Source organism: Psychrobacter sp. GW64-MNA-CIBAN-0177, assembly GCF_040309585.1.
In the GTDB taxonomy this organism is placed as follows: Bacteria; Pseudomonadota; Gammaproteobacteria; order Pseudomonadales; family Moraxellaceae; genus Psychrobacter; species Psychrobacter okhotskensis.
In genome coordinates this window covers 1-269 of the sequence record NZ_JBEOOY010000265.1, presented here as the reverse complement: position 1 = coordinate 269, position 269 = coordinate 1, and the positions used below count along the sequence as shown (strand labels likewise).

The 269-nt window shown below is 44.2% G+C and carries 1 pseudogene; it reads left to right on the top strand.

The features are described from left to right. A pseudogene (gyrB, locus tag AAEY79_RS15030) lies at nt 1-269 on the top strand (DNA gyrase subunit B); the annotation flags it as partial.

Below are 269 nucleotides of genomic sequence, written 5' to 3'. Positions count from 1 at the left end.
CCCCAGTAGTGAGGTGTTCACCGGCACCGTTTTTGAATATGACATTTTAGCCAAGCGTCTGCGTGAGCTGTCATTTTTGAACTCTGGTGTGCGCATTGTGTTAACGGATGAGCGCATTGATAAGCGTCATGAGTTTGAGCATAAAGGCGGTTTGTCTGAGTTTGTCAGCTATATTAACGCTGGTAAAGATGGCATCAATGAAGTTTTCCATTTCATTAGTAATCAAGACGACGGTATTAGTGTTGAAGTTGCGCTACAGTGGACGGACA